This window comes from Bradyrhizobium sp. B025 (assembly GCF_042257955.1).
Taxonomy (GTDB): domain Bacteria; phylum Pseudomonadota; class Alphaproteobacteria; order Rhizobiales; family Xanthobacteraceae; genus Bradyrhizobium; species Bradyrhizobium diazoefficiens.
In genome coordinates this window covers 6,769,100-6,785,390 of the sequence record NZ_CP170150.1, presented here as the reverse complement: position 1 = coordinate 6,785,390, position 16,291 = coordinate 6,769,100, and the positions used below count along the sequence as shown (strand labels likewise).

The window sequence follows — 16,291 nt, the reverse complement described above, 5'->3', positions numbered from 1 at the left end:
GAGGGACCCATGATGCTAGAGGGATGGCGCTGGTACGGACCGGACGATCCGGTCTCGCTCGATGACGTCAGGCAGGCCGGGGCGACGGATATCGTCTCGGCGCTGCATCAGGTGCCGATCGGGGAGGCCTGGACGCGCAAGGCGGTCGAGGAGCGCAAGAACTTCATCGAGCGCGGCCAGCCCGGCCGCTCGCAACTGACGTGGTCGGTGGTGGAGTCGATTCCGATCCCTGACGACGTCAAGCGGCTCGGCGGTAAGGCGACGAAGTCGATTGAGGCGTGGATCGCGAGCCTTGAGGCCGTGGCCGCTTCCGGCATCAATATCATCTGCTACAATTTCATGCCCGTGGTCGACTGGTGCCGTACCGATCTGGAATGGGAGCTGCCGAACGGCGCCCGCGCCATGCGGTTCGACCAGGATCGCTTTGCCGCGTTCGAGCTGCACATCCTTAAGCGTCCGGCCGCCGCGCAGGAGTATTCACCGGAGCAGCAAGCGCGCGCGAAAACGCTGTTCGACCAGATGAGCCAGGCCGACATCGACTATCTCGTCATGGTCATCGCCAGCGCGCTGCCCGGCTCGACAACCGAGCCGATGACGATCCCGCAATTCCGCGACCGGCTCGAAACGTACCGCGATATCACGCCAAAAATCCTGCGACAGCATCTCGCCGAGTTTTTGGAGCGCGTCATCCCCGTTGCGGAACAGCTCGGCGTCTCGCTGACCCTGCATCCCGACGATCCGCCGCGTCCGCTGTTTGGACTACCGCGCATTGCCTCCTCGGCCGACGACTATCAGGCGCTGTTCGACGCCGTGCCGTCGAAGGCCAACGGCATCTGCCTGTGCACGGGCTCGCTCGGCGTGCGGCCCGAGAACAATCTGCCTGAAATGGCCGAGCGCTTCAGCCCGCGCATCGCGTTTGCGCATCTGCGGGCGACCAAGCGCGAGGCGGACGGCCTGTCGTTCTACGAATCCGATCATCTCGACGGCGACGTCGACATGGTCGCGGTGCTGAAGGCGCTGCTGAAGGAGAACGCCCGCCGTTCGCCCGACAAGAGAATCGTGTTCCGCCCCGATCACGGCCACCGCATGCTGGACGATCTCGCCGCCACCAAGCGCACCAATCCCGGCTACACCGCGATCGGCCGCCTGCGCGGCCTCGCCGAGCTCCGCGGCGCCATCAGGGCGATCGAGCATCGGTGACGGCGTGGTGCGCTTCGCCTCTCCCCGATTGCGGGGAGAGGGGGCAACTAATAGCACGCGGCCATCGCGCCGAGTTTCGGATAGAGCTTGTCGATCGCGGCGATCTCGCTTTTCATCTGCGCGATGATCCAGTCGCGGATTTCAGTGGCGATGGGGCGCATCGGCCGGTTGCGCGGCGGCAGGAATTCGCAGATGCGGCGCGTGGTGGTGAGCGTGTCGGACGCCGGCACCAGCGCGCCGGTCAGGAGCCAGTGCGAAGCGACCGTCAGCCAGCCGAGCGCAATGCCCTGGCCGAGCAGGGCAGCCTGCATCACGACGGCATAGTCGGTGAAGCTCAGCGCCTTGGCCGCGCCGCGGCGCCCGGTGAGAAGCGAGGCGTAATCCGCGGCCCAGTCGCCCGGCGTCTCGGCGAGGCGGATGATGGTGTTGCCCTCGGCAGGATCGGTCTCGTCGAGATAGCTGGGGCTGCACATCGGCAGCATCACTTCCTTCATCACCAGCGTGCCGCCGGACGACGGCTCGTCGCGGTCGCGAAAGCGCATGCCGAGATCGACATTCTCCACCGGCCCGCGCAGCGCGCCGGAGATCAGCTGGAAGCGCAAATCGACCTCGGGAAACTGCCGCTGCAACTTGTCGATGCGCGGCATCAGCCAATGCGTGGTGAAGGCGGAGGAGACCGACAGCGTCACCGTCTCGGTGCCCTTGCGCCGCCGTTCGATCTCGACGAGGCCGCTCTCGATGCTGCGAAAGCCTTCGAGCACACGGCGATAGAGCAACTCGCCTTCCTCGGTGAGCACCGCGCGGCCGGCCTTGCGGTCGAACAGGCGGACGCCGAGATGCTGCTCGAACTGACCGAGCATCCGGCTCACCGCGGGCTGCGTGACGTTCAATTCGGCGGCTGCCGCGGTGAAACTGCCATTGCGCGCTGCTGCGTCGAAGACGAACAGGGCGTTACTGGACGGCAGCATCCGGCGCAGCTCGGGCATAAGGTCATGTTATGAGCCGGGTGAGAATTTGGCAATTGCCGAGTTTTGCCAAGTCTGGTGTCATTCGCATGACAGCCTAAAGACAGGGGCTTCGAGCAAAGGATTGGTTGCAGTGCACGCTGCAACCAGGAGTGCTCCAAATCCCTGTCTATAAAGCAGGCTTATGGCGCGCAGTGAGGCACGCCGGCTCAGGACATGGCGAGGTCGATCGTTGGACAAACGAGCGGAAAGCGTCGAGATCAGGTCCGCAAGCAAGGCTTACGGCGCGGTTCGCGCCCTCGACGACGTGTCCCTCAATGTCGGCGCCGGTGAGTTCGTCTCCCTGCTCGGCCCGTCCGGTTCCGGCAAGACCACGCTGCTCGGCATCCTGGGCGGCTTCATCCTGCCATCCAGCGGCACCATCCTGTTTGGCGGCCGCGACGTCACTTACATGCCGCCGCACAAGCGCGACATCGGCGTCGTATTCCAGAACTACGCGCTGTTCCCGCATATGAGCGTCGGCGAGAACGTCGCCTTCCCCTTGCGCGCGCGCCACCTGCCGAAAGCGAGCTGGCCGAACAAGGTGCGCGCGGCGCTCGCGATGGTCGGCCTTGCCGGCTACGAGGAACGCGGCATCGCGCAGCTCTCCGGCGGCCAGCGCCAGCGCGTGGCGCTGGCACGCGCCATGATCTTCGAGCCGCGTCTGATCCTGATGGACGAGCCGCTATCCGCGCTCGACAAGCAGCTGCGCGAATCCATGCAGATCGAGCTGCGCGCGCTGCACCGGCGCATCGGCGCCACCATCATCTACGTCACCCATGATCAGCGCGAGGCGCTGACCATGAGCGACCGCGTCGCCGTGATGAAGGACGGCCGGCTGATCCAGATCGACGAGCCGGCACGTCTGCACGACCATCCCGCCGATTCCTTCGTCGCAAGCTTCATCGGCGAGGCGACGATGTTGCCCGTCCGCCGCGTCGATGCCTCCAGCGTGGCGCTCGGCAGCGCCCTGTTGCGCAGTGCCCGCGCCATTCCCGACGGCGACGCCCTGATGCTGGCCGTGCACAGCGAGAAGCTGCTGATCGACGACGGCGCGCAGGATGCCGCCTGCAACCGGCTCAGCGGCACCGTCACCGACATCGTCTACCAGGGCGAGAGCCTGCGCATCTTCCTGGCGCTCGAAGGCGGCGTCGCGCTCAGCCTGCGCCAGCCGAGCTACCACCAGGCCTACAGCCGCATCCCGCCGCTCGGCGGCAGCCTCACCGTCACCCTCCACCCCGAGGACACCATCGTCGTGCCCAGGGTAGGGGACTGAATCCAGCCTAGTCCAACCCGAGAGAAGAGACCAACATGTCGTTCCAAGCCGCGTTCAGCAGTTTCAAGGTCCTCACCTTCGACGTCGTCGGCACCTTGATCGATTTCGAGGCCGGCGTGCTCTCCGCCGTGCGCAAGATCTCGGGCAAGTCGCCGGCCGAGCTCAGCGACGAGCAGATCTTCGAGCCCTACAAGCGCGGCCGCGACAAACACTACGAGCGCTCCAGCGAGGCGATGTTCCACGTCTATCGCCATCTCGCCAAGGAGCTCGGATTGCCTTCCGACGATGCGTCCTGCGACGTCTTCCAGCTGTCGGTGCTGCGCTGGGGGCCGTTCGCGGACTCGGTCGAGGCCCTGAAGCGCCTGCGCACGAAATTCCGCCTTGTGGCGATGACCAATGCAGATCGCGTCGCGCTGTCTTGTTACGCGCACGCGCTCGGCAATCCCTTCGACGACACCGTTTGCGCCGACGACACCGGCGTCGCCAAGCCGAACCCGGAATTCTTCGCCTACAACAAGGGTCGCCAATCGGCCTTCGGCTACAAGCAGTCCGACATCCTCCACGTCGCGCAGAGCCAGTACCACGACATCGGGATCGCGCGGAAGCTCGGCTACAAGGTGTGCTGGATCGAGCGCCGCCAGGGCATCGCGGGTTTTGGCGGAACGCCGGCGGTGGAGACGCTGACCAAGCCGGACTTCCATTTCCCGACGCTGAAGGCGCTCGCCGACGCCGCGATCGGCCCGGCGGCGTAGACGGGTGAGCACGGGCATGACACGGGACTGGAGCGCGCTGCCATCGGCCAATTCGCTGTGGGAAGCCACGGCGGAACCGGCGCGCGCGTTTCCGGTGCTGTCGGGCGAGAGCCAGGCGGACGTGGTGATCATCGGTGCGGGCTATACCGGCCTCTCCGCCGCGCACCACATCGCCAAGAGCGGCCTGTCGCCGATCGTGCTCGAGGCTAACCGCCCCGGCTGGGGCGCGAGCGGGCGCAATGGCGGGGTGATCACCGCAAAGTTCCGCCTCTCGTTTCGCGAGATCGACGCCGTGCACGGACGCGCCATGGCGCGGCGCATGTACGAGATCGCGCATGAATCCACCGACATCGTCGAGGAGCTGGTGTCCGAGTTCGGCATCAGCAGCGCCGCGTTGACGCGCGCCGGCCAGGTCAAGGCCGCGCACAACGAGACGACCTTGAGGGCGGCGATCGACGAAGCCAACTGGATGACGCGCGAGATGGGCGATGTGGAGGTCCGCATCCTCGACAAGCGCGGGGTGCGCGAGGAGACCGGTTCCGACATCTTCGTCGGCGGCGTGCTCAATCCCGGCTCCGGCGGCATTCATCCGCTGAACTATCTGCGCGGCCTCGCCGACGGCGTGGCACGCCGCGGTGTCCCGATTTTCCAGGAATCGCCGGTTTTCAGGCTGAGGCGAGAGCAGGGCGGCATCGTCGCGGAGACGCCGCGGGGCGCGGTGCGGGCGAAGCAGGCCATCATCGCCACCAACAGCTACTCGGACCTCACCGGCGCCACCGCGCAGATGCAGCGCACGCTGATCCCGTTCCGCAGCGCCATCATTGCGACCGACAAGCTGCCGCGCAATCTCGCCGGAAAATTGATGCCGACGGGGCGCACCTACACCGAGACCAAGCGCATGATGCGCTGGTTCCGCATGGTCGACAACCGGGTGATCTTCGGCGGCCGCGGCGCGTTCGGCAAGCAGGACTCCGAAGCCGCGTTCGACGCCTTGCGCAAGGCGATGGTCGGCATCTTCCCCGATCTCACTGAGGTGCCGCTCGCCTACAAATGGTCGGGCCTCGTCGCCATGACGCTGGACTCGGTGCCGCATATCGGCCGGCTCGACGACCGCACGCTGTTCTCGATGGGCTACAACGGCGCGGGCGTTGCGATGTCGAGCCTGATGGGGCGCTATCTCGCCGCCCTCGTGCGCGGCGAGGCGCCCGATGTCGGCCTGCTCGACGCGCGGCGCATGAAGGCGATTCCATTCTATCCGCTGCGCGAGCCCGCCGTGCGCATGGTCGCCGGCTGGTACCAGTTTCTCGATGCGATCGGTCAGTGAGATCACTTTGGCGATGGAGGAGGCGAGGATGACGACGAAACAGAACTCTGCATTGGGCTACGCCCTGTTGGGCGCGATCGCGTTTGGCGGCACGGCGGCGAACGCGGCCGAGCAGATCACCTTCGTCTCGCAGGGCGGCGCCTATCAGGCGGCGCAGACGGTGGCGATCCTCGATCCCTCCGCCAAGAAGCTCGGCATCACCATCAACCAGGATTCCATTCCCGATGCCTGGCCCGCGATCAAGACCCAGGTCGGCAGCGGCAAGCCGATCTGGGATGTCGTGGACACGCCCACCGGCTATTGCCTGCGCGGCGGCGAGCAGGGGCTGATCGAGAAGCTCGACTTCTCGAAGATCCCGAACGCCGCGGCGATGCCGGAGGCCTATCGCAGCCCTTATTCGGTGTCCTACGAGTTCTATTCCAGCGTGCTGGCCTACAGCCAGAAGACCTTCCCGAAGGACGCGCCGAACAGCTGGGTCGATTTCTGGGACGTCAAGAAATTCCCCGGCCGCCGCGCGCTGCGCAATCACCCCATCGCCACGCTCGAGGCGGCGCTGATGGCCGACGGTGTCGCGCCCGACAAGCTCTACCCGCTCGACGTCGATCGCGCCTTCAAGAAGCTGGAGGAGATCAAGCCGCACATCACGGTGTGGTGGACCTCGGGCGCGCAGTCGGCACAGCTCCTCAACGATGGCGAGGTCGACATGGAGATGGCCTGGAACGGCCGCGTCAGCGCGGTGGCCAAGGAGGGCGCCAAGGTGTCCTTCACCTACAACCAGGGCATCCTTCAGAGCACCTCGCTCTGTATCCTCAAGGGCGCGCCGAATCTCGAGACCGCGGTGAAATTTCTCAACGAGGCCGTCGATCCCGTGCACCAGGCCAATCTGCCGCTGCATATCGACTACGGTCCGGGTAATCCCAAGGCGTTCGAAACCAATGTGATCAAGCCCGAGCGCGCGGCGCAATTGCCGAGCGAGCCGGCCAACGCGGCCAAGCAGGCGCTGATGTCCTACGCCTGGTGGTCCTCGCCGGCCGGCGAGGCGGCCGAGAAACGCTGGGCCTCGTTCATGCAGAAGTAGACGAAGAGCCAGGCGAAGCGAGGCAGCGTTGACGATATCAGTGCCAGATCCCTCCCAAAAGCATCAGCGCCGCGAGCACGGCCTGATGCTGGCATTGGTGTCGCCGGCGCTGCTGGTGATCCTGGCTCTGATCGTGCTGCCGGTCGGCTGGCTCGTCTTGCAGTCGGTCTACCATGACGGCTTCACGCTGGAGAACTATCGCCGCGTCTTCACCGAGGACATTTACTGGCGCAGCTTCGCGCTGACCTTCGAGATCAGCCTCGCGGTCACGGGCATCGCGCTGCTGCTCGGCTATCCCGTGGCCTATCTTGCCAACTCTGTCCCGAAAGGGTGGAGCATCCTCATCCTCTCGCTGGTCGTGCTGCCGTTCTGGACCAGCGTGCTGGTGCGTGCCTATGCGTGGCTCGCGCTGCTCCAGCGCACCGGCGTGATCAACCAGTTCCTGCGCTATCTCGATGTGATCTCCGAGCCGCTCGCGCTGGTGCACAACACCTTCGGCACGGTGGTGGCGACCGTGCACATCCTGCTGCCGTTCATGGTGCTGCCGCTCTATGCCACCATGCAGAAGATCCCCGGCGACCTGATGCAGGCCGGCGCCAGCCTGGGGGCGAGCCCGTCGCTCACTTTCGTCCGCGTCTTCCTGCCGCTGTCGCTGCCGGGCGTGCTCGCCGGCTGCACAATGGTGTTCGTGCTCTGCCTCGGCTTCTACATCACGCCGGAGTTGCTCGGCGGCGGCCGCACCGTGATGGTGTCGATGCTGGTGAGCCGCAATGTCGAGCTCTACAATCAGTTCGGGGCTGCGAGCGCGGTCGCGGTGGTGCTGCTGGTCAGCGTGCTCCTGATCTTCCTCGTCGTCAGCCGCTTCATTTCGCTCGATCGCATATTGGGGCAGAAATGACCCGATTGTCCCCCGCACGGATTGCCCTCTACGTGATCAGCGCGCTGGTGCTGGTCTATCTGATCCTGCCCGTGCTCATCATCGCGCCGATCTCTTTCTCCAGCGCGCGCTTCTTGACCTTCCCACCGCCGTCGTTCTCGCTGCGCTGGTACCAGCAATATTTCGCCAATCCCGCCTGGATGCAGGCGACGCGGGTGACGCTGACGGTCGCGCTGCTGACCGTTCTGATCGCGACGCCGCTCGGCGTTGCCGCCGCCTACGCCATCAGCCAGTCGAAGCTGCGCATTATGCGCCTCATCCACATGATGCTGCTGCTGCCGCTGGTGGTGCCGATCATCATCACCGCGGTCGGCATCTTCTTCGTCTATGCCAAGGTCGGCCTGGTCGCGACCCTGCCGGGCCTCGTGCTCGCCAATGTGATGCTGGGCCTGCCATACGTCATCATTTCGGTGCTCGCGGGCTTGCAGAGCTTCGATCCGGCGCAGGAGATGGTGGCGCGCAGCCTCGGCATGAACCGGCTGCGCAGCTTCTTCGCGGTGACGCTGCCGCAGATCAAGTCCAGCGTGGTGGCCGGCGGCATCTTCGCCTTCATCTCGGCGATGGACGAGACCATCGTCGCGCTGTTCATCTCCGGCGGGCAGTACCAGCCGCTGACCAAGCGCATGTTCACCGCGCTCCGCGACGAGATCGACCCGACCATTGCCGCGATCTCGACGTTGATGACGGCGGCCTCCTTCATGCTGGTGCTGCTGGCGAGCACGCGGGGGAAGCGGAGCGGGTGATTCTTGTTCGTCGTCCTGGCGAAAGCCAGGACCCATTATCCCAGGGAGATGTTGCCGCACGAGCTGGTAACCCCGAGTTTTCGCCAAACTGCGTTCGGTGGTTATGGGTCCTGGCCTTCGCCAGGACGACACGGAATATTTGGCGCTATTCTCGCCGCTTTACCCCTTCGCCCCCAGCCACGCCAAAATCATCTCCACGATCTGCGTCCGACTCCTCGCCAGCATCCTGGGTTCGCTCAGGTCGCGGTCGAACAGGGCGCCGAAGGTGTGGCGGTTGGCGACGCGGAAGAAGCAGTAGGAACTGATGGCCAGGTGCAGGTCGATGGCGTCGACGTCGTCGCGGAAGACGCCCTCAGTGCGGCCGCGCTCGAGGATGCCGTCGAGCGTCGCGATCACGCTGGCGTTGAGCTGGCGCAGTTGCAGGTTCTGCTTCAGGTGCTTGCCGTGATGGATGTTCTCGATTGAGACGAGGCGGATGAAGTTCGGGTTGCGCTCGTCGTGGTCGAAGGTCGCCTCGATCAGCCGGCGCAATCCCTCGCGCGCATCGCAGCTTTCGATGTCGAGCTGATCCTCCAGCGCGCGGATGCTGCGATAGGCCTCCTCCAGCACCGCGAGGTAGAGCTGCTCCTTGCCGCCGAAATAATAGTAGATCATCCGCTTCGACGTGCGCGTGCGGGCCGCGATCGCATCGACGCGGGCGCCGGAATAGCCCTCCGAGGCGAATTCGGCCATCGCCACTTCGAGGATGTCGCGCTTGGTGCGCTCGGGGTCGTTGGTGCGCTTCGATGGGGGCGGCATGCGCTCGAGCATCACTGTTTCTCCCGCCAGTTTCCACGGATCACCTTGAAGGTGAAGGCAAATTTCACCCGTCCGTGCCTTGATCCAACGCGTATTGCATAAACGTACTAGTTCGTACATTATCCCTCCAAACCACGGTTGCGGCAACCAGAACCACAAAACGCGCGCGCGGCGGACCGCCTGACGCGAGCCGCACCGGACACATGGGGAGGACTTGCAATGACGTTGACGTCAACCGCATCGCTGCACGCGTCATCCGCAGCGGAGGCAACACCGGGCAAGCTGCCGAAGCGCGCCGCGCTGGTCAGCTTCGTCGGCAGCATGCTCGAATACTACGACTTCTTCATCTACGGCACCGCGGCCGCGCTGATCTTTCCAAAAGTGTTCTTCGCCAATGTCGATCCCTCGACCGGGACACTGCTCGCGCTCCTCAGCTTCGGCATCGGCTACATCGCGCGGCCGGTCGGCGCCGTCATCCTTGGCCATTTCGGCGACCGCATTGGTCGCAAGACGGTGCTGCTGTTCACACTGGTACTGATGGGTGGCTCGACGCTTGCGATCGGCCTGTTGCCGGATGCCAACGCGATCGGCAATGCCGCGCCCGTCATCCTGACGCTGCTTCGCCTGTTACAGGGCCTCTCGGCCGCCGGCGAGCAGAGCGGGGCGAACTCGCTGACGCTGGAGCATTCGGCCAACTCCAACCGCGCCTTCTTCACGAGCTGGACCCTGAGCGGCACCCAGGCCGGTGCGATCCTGGCGACGCTGGTATTCATTCCGGTATCGAGCCTGCCGGAGGACCAGCTTCTGAACTGGGGCTGGCGCGTTCCGTTCCTGCTTTCCGCTCTGGTGCTGCTGGTCGCCTACCTGGTGCGGCGGACCATGCCGGAAACGCCCGTGTTCGAAGACATCAAGGACAAGGCGCAGGTTGCGCGCTTCCCCGTCGTCGCCCTACTGCGCGACTACTGGCCCGACGTGCTGCGCGTCATCGTCTGCGCGCTGATCGCGACCGTGAGCACGATGACCGCCGTGTTCGCGCTCGGCTATGCCACCAGCAAGTTCGGCGTGGCGCGCCCGACCATGCTGTGGGCCGGCGTGCTCGGCAACGTCACGGCGCTGCTCACCCAGCCGCTCTGGGCCCTGCTCGCCGACAAGATCGGCCGCAAGCCGGTGTTCATCGGCGGCGTGCTCGGCTGCGCGGTGCTGCTGTTCCCGTACTTCATGCTGGTGACGTCAGGCAACACGATCGCGATCTTCGCCGCCGCGATGATCCTGTCCGGCATCGTCTACGCCGCGCCGAACGCGATCTGGCCGTCGTTCTACGCCGAGATGTTCGAGGCGCGCGTGCGCTATTCCGGCACCGCGATCGGCACGCAGCTCGGCTTTCTCGTCGCCGGCTTCACGCCGCTGGTGAGCGCGAGCCTGGTCGGGGAGGGGCCGAACGGCTGGGTCCCCGTCGCGATCTTCGTCGCCTGCTGCTGCGTGATCTCGGCAGCCGCTGCGGCGACGGCGCGCGAAACCCACACCGTCGACATCGCCGATCTCGGCAAGCGGCGCGCTTGAGTGAAGACGAGGCACGCATGCTGACCAGCGCAGTTCAGACCACGAGTGGCCCCGTCGTCGGCACCACGCAGGCCGGTATGCGTGCCTTCAAGGGCGTGCCGTTCGCAACCGCGCCGCGCTTTGCCAAGGCAATGCCGCCGAAAGCGTGGACGGAGCCGCTCCGCTGCACGGGCTACGGCGCTTACGCGCCGCAGCCGGGCCATCTCGATCATGCGGACGAGGCTGCCTGTCTCAGCCTGAACATCTGGACGCCGGCAGAGGCCGATCGGCCGCTGCCGGTGCTGGTCTTCATCCATGGCGGCGCCTTCGTCACCGGCGGCGGCGCCGACTATGACGGCGCATTCCTCGCCGCGCACGGTCCGGCGGTGATCGTCACCATCAACTACCGGCTCGGCCCGCTCGGATTCCTGCAATTGCATCGCCTTGGGCTCGGCGAGGCCAACAACCTCGCGATCTCGGATTCGCTCGCCGCCCTCGACTGGGTGCGCGCCAATATCGCGGATTTCGGCGGCGATCCTGACGCGATCACGCTGTCCGGCCAGTCGGCCGGCGCCTCGATGGTGATCGCGCTCGCAACCCTGCCGCAGGCCAGAGGCAAGTTCATTCGCGCCCTCGCGCTCAGCGCGCCCGGGCGGAACATCATGAGCGCCGATCATGCCGACGACGTTGCACGCCGCGTGCTTGCCGAGCTCGAATTAGCGTACGACCCAACCGCGATTGCCTCTTTGCCACTGCCAAAGCTCTTCGCGGCGGTGGAGCGCGTCAGTCGCGGGCTTGCGGACGAGACCGAACAAGGCACCGTGTTCGGCCCGGTGCTCGACGGAATCGTGATTCCGCGCGAGCCGCGGGACGTCTTCGCCGAAGGAACCTTGCGCGACATTCCGCTCTGGCTCGGCTCCTGCCGCGACGAGATGGTGATGTTCCTGAAGAGCACGCCGCCGGCCGCGATGATCCGCACCACCGAACGACAAGTGCGCGCCGCAGTCGGCGATGCCGGCTGGCAACGTCTGCTGGCGTATTACCGCGCCACAGCGCGCGTCGACGAGGATCCGTACGAGGCGCTGCTGTCCGACGCGTTCTGGCATCGCCCCATGGCAGATCTTGCGCGGCTTCATGCCGCGGCTGGCGGCGCGGTGTGGCTGAGCCGGTTCGACCATCGCCCGGCGCTGGAGCCGTTCCTGTCGCAGGGGCCGACCCACGGTGCCGACAATGCCTGCCTCTGGGCGCACCCGCCGGATTTCATCGACCGCCCGATCCTGAAGCGCAAGGGCGGGCCGATGACGCCCGAGGATATCGAGGTCGCCGCGCGGTTTCAGGCAAGCGTGCTGCGCTTCGTCACATCCGGCGCGCCCGACATCGCGGAAGCCTGGCCGCGGTTCGAGCCGGCCAAGGAGCCGCTCGCAATCTTCGGCCAGCCGTTCCACATTGTGCCTCTCAATGAAGGCGTGCGCTCCCGCCTGTGGGCGGAGCTGTCGGCCCAACGCGGCGCGCCGCAGGCTCCGGCCGCGCGAGCGAAGATCGGTTGATCGCAGCACCTTGGTCATGTAAGCGTTCGTCCAGCGCCGATTTGATCCTCAGCTTGCGGGCGCTTCTAAAAATGCAGCTAAAGAGACCCGCTATCCCTGCATCGTCCCGCATTGGGTGAATCGTCGGCCATCTCGAATGGAGAGGCCAAGTGAAATTTGCTGCCATCGCGGATGTGCACGGAAATCGTCCGGCGCTCGAAGCCGTCCTTGCGGACATTGCTGCGCTCGGCATCAACGAGGTCGTGAACCTGGGCGACCATGTTAGCGGTCCGCTCGAAGCGGCCCGAACGGCTGACCTGCTGATGGAGCGAGGCTTTCCGTCCATCAAGGGCGATCAGGACCGCATTCTCGTGGAGCTGTGGCAGGCCGGCACATCGGCGCGCAGCGATTTCCGAGAGCTCGAACGCAAGCATTTCGAGTGGATGGCAAGCATGCCGTCCACGCTCATGTATAGGGGGCGGGCGTTCCTGTGCCATGGATCGCCAGGGAATGATGCTGCGTTCTGGCTCGACCACATCGCGGGCGACGGCTGCCCGCGTCCGAGCCGGATTGATTCTATTGAGGCCGGCGCCGAGGGGATCGACGCCGAGATCATCCTGTGCGCACACACGCACATTCCGCGCGTGGTGCGTCTGAAGGATGGCCGGCTGGTCGTCAATCCCGGCAGCGTTGGATTGCCCGGTTACGACGGGAAGATGCCCGTTCCCTACGTGGTCGAGGTCGGCACCCCTCATGCGTGTTACGCAATTCTCGAGCATGCCAACAGAGGCTGGTCCGCGACGCTCCGCTACGTGGCCTACGACACCACGGCCATGGCAGCATTGGCGCGGGCCAGGGGAATGCTCACCTGGGCGAGCGCGATTGCAACGGGCTGGGTGCAGCGGGATCACCTGTAATCTGCTTCACACGCGAATGCGCCGAGTAACGCTAGATGAAGTGAGGCCTCGCTTCCGCGCGGCCCGCTTCGGAGCTGGCGATGATTGCTGCACTGGCAAGAGCAATATCCCGCGCGACGGGAACCAATGTCGATGTCGAGACTCTGAAAGTCGTCGTCATATTCTCGGGAGCGGGCCTGCTGCTCTCACTCGTTGCTGCAATGATCTACGGACAGGCTGTCAACGCCGCCTTATTTTAGGCTCGTGCGCGTTCATCGCGCGCCTCGCCGCCTGTCCCGGCTGGTTCAGCGCAGGAACGGCACGGGATGGGCCGCGCGATGGAAGAAGTTGATCAGGGTGTTGATGTCGAACACCGGCAGACCCGACACCTCGGCGACGTCCCGCGAGAATGGGCACATGTTGGTGCACTCGAACAGGATCGCGCCGGGATTTTTGCAGGACGCCATGAAGGCTTCCGTCATCTCGATCATCTCGGCGCGCAGCACGTCAGTGTCCAGCTCTTCGCGGCCGAGAATGTAGGTTGCGGGAAACTGCGCATCGGGCTTCATGCCCTGGATTTGAACGAGAATGTCGTCCGGCGACCAGCCGACGCCGCGGAAGTGCCCTTCGTTCATGTGGTGGCCGCGTTCGGTGAAGATGCCGATGACCTTGCCGGGCGGCAGCATGGCGTGGATCAGCGGCGCCTGGATCAGGCTCGAGGTGAAGACCGGGATGTTCACGGCAGCCGCGAGCTGCTTCTGGAACGGCGCGAGGAAGCCGCAACTCGTCGTTATCGCTTTGACGCCGTCGGCTTCCAATTCGCGGGCCGCGGCGATGAACGGCTCGAGCAGGGTCGGATCGGGCTGGTCGCCCATGATCCTTGTGGCGTGCGCGCCGCGCACGATCTTGTAGCGCACCGGGAAGTCGTAGGAGAGCGCGTTGCCGATGTCGCCGCGCGGGCGCGGGAAGCGGGTATCGAGCATCAGAATGCCGATCGTCTCGCCGTAATTCGTGAAGCCGCCGCGGAGTTTCATGGTTCGTCCCACCGATTCGGGATGGTCGTGGCCGGCAGTCTAATGCGTTTCGTGAAACCGGCTGAGGAGGGACTTCCGCCGTTCGCTGCGCGGCTGGCGGATCATCTCCTCTGGCGTACCGATCCCGGCCATGACGCCATCATTCATGAAGCCGACGCGGGCTCCGGTACGGCTTGAGCACCGCGAATCCCCAGACATACATCGCGGATTGGCGCTCAGAACTGCACTTCGCCGGGAATGTCGTCCGCGCCGAGACCTACGGCTTCAAAACCCTTCAACATCCATTCGCGGGTCTGGCCCAGCGAGCGGTTGTAGTCGGCCCAGGCGCTGAGGAAGTCCTTGTAGCGCCGGTCGCTTTCGGCGCGGATGCCCATGTTGGTCGGCAGCGTGAGCAGCGGACGTGGCACCGCGAGCTCACCGAGCGTCGGGTTCTTCTTCAAGGTCGCGACCGAAAGCACCGCCAGCGAAATGTTGCAGTCCGCGCGACCGGTTGCGACGGCGAGGATCGCCTCGTTGCGCTCCTTGAAGCCGAGGATCGTCGCCTTCGGGCAATAGCGGCGCGCGATCGTCTCGTGGGTCGAGCCGATGTCGACGGCGATCTTGACCTCGGGCTTGTTCAGCTCGGCCCAGGTTTGCGGCTTGGCAAAACCCTTTTTGGTGATGGCGGTGAAGGAGTGCACCAGGATGGGCGTGGAAAAGTCGATGACCAGCGAGCGCTCCGGTGTCGGGTTCACGGCGAAGGCAAGGTCGATCTTCTCGGCCTGGAGATCCAGGATCTGGTTGCCCCAGGTCGATTCCAGCGTCTCGACCTTGGCACCGAGCTTGCCGGCGATGTCGTTCGCCATGTCGATGCAGGCGCCCGACCATTGATTGGTGGTGAGGTCCTTGTGGAAGTAAGGATCCTGGCCGGCGATGACGGCGATCCGCAGCACGCCGCTCTTCTTGATCCGTTCGAGCGTCGAGCCCGGCGCGGTGTCGGCCTTGGCCGAACCGGTTGCGGCGATCGCGGCTCCGGCGAGGGCGACAGTGGTGAGTGCATCCCTGCGATTCATGGCAGTCTCCTGGGCAGTCGCTTCTGGACATTCGAACCCGGCGTCTGGACTATTTCTGTATTCAGATTAAAATGCAATACGGTATTTTAAACTGGACAGGAAAGACAGGCCCGTGCGCGCTCTCTTCGTCGATGCCAATGACACCCTTGCCGCGGTGACCGAGAAACTGCTGCGCGGGGACAGCCTTCCGGTCGGCGTCAACCGCAACCCCGCGATCACTCCCGACGACCTGCCACGCCTTCTTGACGGTGTTGAGATCATGATCGTCGACCATACCGCGGTGCCGACGGCGATTGCCGCGAAATGTCCTGCCCTGAAGCACGTCGTCTTCCTCGGCACCGGCGCGCGCAGCTACATGAATCCGGAGGAGCTGGGCCAGCGCGGCATCTCGGTTCACACCATCAAGGGCTATGGCGACACCGCCGTCGCCGAATGCGCGATCGCCCTGATGTGGGCCTCTGCAAAGAGCTTCGGAGAGATGGATCGCGGCATGCGCGAGGGCAATTGGCTGCGTCGCGATGCGCTGCAGCTCACCGGCAAGACGCTCGGCCTGATCGGCTTCGGCGGCATCGCGGCGGAAGCCGCGCGCATGGCGCTTGGCTGCGGCATGAAGGTGATCGCCTGGAACAGATCGCCGAAGACGCATCCCGGCGTCGAATTCGTCCCGCTGGAGAAGCTCCTCGCGGACAGCCACGTCGTCTCGCTGCATCTGCTCCTCAACGACGAGACCAAGGGTTTCCTGTCGCGCGAGCGCATCGGGATGATGCGCCCCGGCGCCATCCTGATCAACACCGCGCGCGGCGCCGTGGTCGACGAGGAGGCGATGTGCGATGCGCTGCGCTCGGGCCACATCGCCCATGCCGGCCTCGACGTCTTCACCGTCGAGCCGCTGCCCCCGGGCCATCCGCTGACCAAACTGCCGAACGTGACGCTATCGGCGCATTCGGCGTTCCGCACGCCGGAGGCGAGCGACAACCTGATCGGCGCGGCGCTCGATCATTGCCGCCGCATCATCGCGAATGGGCGGTAGTGCAAACAGCAGGGGCGGGCATGACGCCTGCGCAGGGAGCGGGAAGCCTTTCGATCTTGCACCTCCTGTTGGCCTGTCCTACGCCACCTGCGAACGACATTT

General features: G+C 65.3%; 16 protein-coding genes and 1 riboswitch. Of the genes, 12 read left to right on the top strand and 4 right to left on the bottom strand.

Translation table 11 applies throughout. The features are described 5' to 3' along the window. Nucleotides 1–9: 9 nt before the first annotated feature. Nucleotides 10–1,200: a mannonate dehydratase gene (uxuA, locus tag ACE10W_RS31900; RefSeq protein ID WP_375762413.1), complete on the top strand. Its 1,191-nt coding sequence runs from the start codon at nt 10–12 to the stop codon at nt 1,198–1,200. Between the two features lie 47 nt (nt 1,201–1,247). On the opposite strand, the gene ACE10W_RS31895 is transcribed toward uxuA, so the two are convergent. Beyond that, nucleotides 1,248–2,186: a LysR family transcriptional regulator gene (locus tag ACE10W_RS31895; protein WP_028174492.1), complete on the bottom strand. Its 939-nt coding sequence runs from the start codon at nt 2,184–2,186 to the stop codon at nt 1,248–1,250. A gap of 211 nt (nt 2,187–2,397) precedes the next feature. Between ACE10W_RS31895 and ACE10W_RS31890 the strand changes: the two genes are divergently transcribed. The 6 genes from ACE10W_RS31890 (at nt 2,398) to ACE10W_RS31865 (ending at nt 8,314) form a co-directional block, all read left to right on the top strand. After that, a complete protein-coding gene (locus ACE10W_RS31890) occupies nt 2,398–3,480 on the top strand; it encodes an ABC transporter ATP-binding protein (RefSeq protein WP_038965672.1) in 1,083 nt (360 codons plus the stop codon). 35 nt (nt 3,481–3,515) lie between these two features. Beyond that, nucleotides 3,516–4,232 carry an HAD family hydrolase gene (locus ACE10W_RS31885; RefSeq protein WP_375762412.1) on the top strand — a complete coding sequence of 239 codons (717 nt, stop codon included), beginning with the start codon at nt 3,516–3,518 and terminating at the stop codon, nt 4,230–4,232. 16 nt (nt 4,233–4,248) lie between these two features. Then, a complete protein-coding gene (locus tag ACE10W_RS31880) occupies nt 4,249–5,556 on the top strand; it encodes an NAD(P)/FAD-dependent oxidoreductase (RefSeq protein ID WP_375762411.1) in 1,308 nt (435 codons plus the stop codon). Nucleotides 5,557–5,584: 28 nt separating this feature from the next. Further along, the gene (locus tag ACE10W_RS31875; RefSeq protein ID WP_178372667.1) at nt 5,585–6,634 is read left to right on the top strand and encodes an ABC transporter substrate-binding protein; all 1,050 of its coding nucleotides are present in this window, start codon (nt 5,585–5,587) and stop codon (nt 6,632–6,634) included. 85 nt (nt 6,635–6,719) lie between these two features. Further along, a complete protein-coding gene (locus ACE10W_RS31870) occupies nt 6,720–7,532 on the top strand; it encodes an ABC transporter permease (protein ID WP_060912684.1) in 813 nt (270 codons plus the stop codon). Next, nucleotides 7,529–8,314 carry an ABC transporter permease gene (locus tag ACE10W_RS31865; RefSeq protein WP_375762410.1) on the top strand — a complete coding sequence of 262 codons (786 nt, stop codon included), beginning with the start codon at nt 7,529–7,531 and terminating at the stop codon, nt 8,312–8,314. Before ACE10W_RS31870 ends, ACE10W_RS31865 begins: the two co-directional genes overlap by 4 nt. 159 nt (nt 8,315–8,473) lie before the next feature. Here ACE10W_RS31865 and ACE10W_RS31860 read toward each other — a convergent pair whose 3' ends face one another. Beyond that, nucleotides 8,474–9,124, bottom strand: a complete 651-nt coding sequence (locus ACE10W_RS31860; RefSeq protein WP_028174499.1) for a TetR/AcrR family transcriptional regulator — start codon at nt 9,122–9,124, stop codon at nt 8,474–8,476. 207 nt (nt 9,125–9,331) lie between these two features. Here ACE10W_RS31860 and ACE10W_RS31855 point away from each other — a divergent pair, with 207 nt between their 5' ends. The 4 genes from ACE10W_RS31855 to ACE10W_RS31840 all read left to right on the top strand — a co-directional run bounded on the left by ACE10W_RS31855 (nt 9,332) and on the right by ACE10W_RS31840 (nt 13,333). Then, nucleotides 9,332–10,672: an MFS transporter gene (locus ACE10W_RS31855; RefSeq protein ID WP_060908735.1), complete on the top strand. Its 1,341-nt coding sequence runs from the start codon at nt 9,332–9,334 to the stop codon at nt 10,670–10,672. 17 nt (nt 10,673–10,689) lie between these two features. Then, nucleotides 10,690–12,198, top strand: a complete 1,509-nt coding sequence (locus ACE10W_RS31850; protein ID WP_060908734.1) for a carboxylesterase/lipase family protein — start codon at nt 10,690–10,692, stop codon at nt 12,196–12,198. 23 nt (nt 12,199–12,221) lie between these two features. Further along, nucleotides 12,222–12,300: riboswitch (SAM riboswitch) on the top strand. A gap of 47 nt (nt 12,301–12,347) precedes the next feature. Beyond that, nucleotides 12,348–13,094 carry a metallophosphoesterase gene (locus tag ACE10W_RS31845; protein ID WP_011089558.1) on the top strand — a complete coding sequence of 249 codons (747 nt, stop codon included), beginning with the start codon at nt 12,348–12,350 and terminating at the stop codon, nt 13,092–13,094. An 80-nt stretch (nt 13,095–13,174) separates the two neighbouring features. Continuing rightward, entirely contained in the window at nt 13,175–13,333 is a 159-nt protein-coding gene (locus tag ACE10W_RS31840; RefSeq protein WP_165448172.1) for a hypothetical protein, read from the top strand. A gap of 45 nt (nt 13,334–13,378) precedes the next feature. Here the strand turns inward: ACE10W_RS31840 and ACE10W_RS31835 are convergent, their stop codons facing one another. Both ACE10W_RS31835 and ACE10W_RS31830 read right to left on the bottom strand, forming a co-directional pair. Then, the gene (locus ACE10W_RS31835; protein WP_038965675.1) at nt 13,379–14,107 is read right to left on the bottom strand and encodes an aspartate/glutamate racemase family protein; all 729 of its coding nucleotides are present in this window, start codon (nt 14,105–14,107) and stop codon (nt 13,379–13,381) included. A gap of 215 nt (nt 14,108–14,322) precedes the next feature. Next, on the bottom strand, nt 14,323–15,159 hold the full coding sequence (locus ACE10W_RS31830; protein ID WP_060908733.1) for a transporter substrate-binding domain-containing protein: 837 nt from the start codon (nt 15,157–15,159) through the stop codon (nt 14,323–14,325). A gap of 112 nt (nt 15,160–15,271) precedes the next feature. Here ACE10W_RS31830 and ACE10W_RS31825 point away from each other — a divergent pair, with 112 nt between their 5' ends. Further along, complete coding sequence (locus ACE10W_RS31825; protein WP_375762409.1) at nt 15,272–16,189, top strand: NAD(P)-dependent oxidoreductase; 918 nt, start codon at nt 15,272–15,274, stop codon at nt 16,187–16,189. Nucleotides 16,190–16,291 lie beyond the last annotated feature (102 nt).